The sequence below is a fragment of the Streptomyces sp. NPDC059900 genome (assembly GCF_050270335.1).
Taxonomy (GTDB): domain Bacteria; phylum Actinomycetota; class Actinomycetes; order Streptomycetales; family Streptomycetaceae; genus Streptomyces.
Genome location: NZ_JBNNJZ010001094.1, coordinates 1 through 1,358 on the forward strand (window position 1 = coordinate 1; position 1,358 = coordinate 1,358).

Sequence of the window (1,358 nt, forward strand, 5' to 3'; positions counted from 1 at the left end):
AATCAGCAACACTAAATATTCCTCCGACAAGACTATACGAAAAACATCCGCGAGGACGTACGCGACGTGAAGAGCACCGACTTCCTCCTTGTCGGCACCCGCGGCGACCCGGCCACGCCTTACCGCTGGACCGAGGAGACCGCCAAGCGGCTCGGGTCCGCGGCGGTCGTCCTGGACAACAAGGGCGACGGGCACACCGGTTACGCCGGGTCGAAGTGCGTGCGGGAGAAGGTGGACGGGTTCCTGCTGTACGGGGAGATGCCGCCGAACGGGAGCTCGTGCGGGGTGGAGGAGGAGGACTAGGCCCTTCCGGCGGATCTCCGGGGCGGCTGCTCGTCCCGACCGGAATGGGCGGCGCGTTCGCGGTCCCGGCCCTGACGGCCCTCCTGATGGACGCGGTCCCCGCCCACCGCGCGGGCACCGCTTCGGGCCTGCTCAACGCCCTGCGCCAGACGGGCGGGGCGATGGCGGTGGCGCTCTTCGGCGCACTCCTGGCAGCGGACGGCGGCGGCACGGGCTTCTCGGTACCGGGAATGCGCGAAGCCCTCGTAACGGTGGGCCTGCTCCTGTGCGCGACGACGACCCTGGCAGCCTGGCTCCTCCCGCGGGACGGCCGCGGCTGAGCTCCCCCCCCCCCGCGGGACGGCCGCGGCTGAGCTCCCCCCGCGCCCCCTACGCCGGCTCGGGCGGCTCGCCCCCGCCCGGGCCCCGGCGGGAATTTCGCTGGGGGTCCGAACGTCGCGCGGCTACCGTTCGCCCTATGCGCCGACAAGCTGACGAAGATGCCCCCACGCCCGCTCCCGTCACCCCCGATGACCTCGACCGGGCGGTGCAGCTCGCGCTCGGCGTTCTCCGTGGTGCGCCGTCCGACGCCTGGGACGGCAAGGCGGGCTCCCTGGAGTGGGACTGCTGGGAGACCGTGGAGCATCTGAGCGACGACCTCTTCGCGTACGCCGCCCAACTCGGCCCCCGGCAGCCGCCCCTGGACGACGAGGTCCCGTTCATATGGGAGCCCCGCAGGCCCGGCGGTCCCTCCAACGCCATCCACGCGAACCGCGCGGCGGGCCCCGCCGGGCTGCTCCAGGTCCTGGAGGCGAGCGGCGCGCTGCTGATCGCCATGGTCCGCACGGCACCCCCGACCACCCGCGCCTACCACGGCTTCGGCATCTCCGACCCCGAGGGCTTCGCGGCGATGGGCATCGTCGAAACCCTCGTCCACACCTACGACCTGGCCGAGGGCCTCGGCCTGCCGTGGGCACCCCCGGCCGACATCTGCGCCCGCGCACTCGTCCGGCTCTTCCCGGACGCCCCGCACGACACCGACCCCTGGCCCACGCTGCTCTGGGCCACGGGCCGCG

2 protein-coding genes and 1 pseudogene are annotated in these 1,358 nt (G+C 73.3%); all 3 read left to right on the forward strand.

Annotated features, from left to right (window positions below; translation table 11 throughout):
* Positions 1–36 precede the first annotated feature (36 nt).
* A pseudogene (locus ACQKIP_RS47505) lies at positions 37–303 on the forward strand (alpha/beta hydrolase); the annotation flags it as partial.
* A 44-nt stretch (positions 304–347) separates the two neighbouring features.
* Positions 348–623, forward strand: a complete 276-nt coding sequence (locus ACQKIP_RS47510) for a hypothetical protein (RefSeq protein WP_427745875.1) — start codon at positions 348–350, stop codon at positions 621–623.
* Between the two features lie 137 nt (positions 624–760).
* The coding region (locus tag ACQKIP_RS47515) for a hypothetical protein (protein WP_427745876.1) at positions 761–1,358 on the forward strand (598 nt) is incomplete at its 3' end.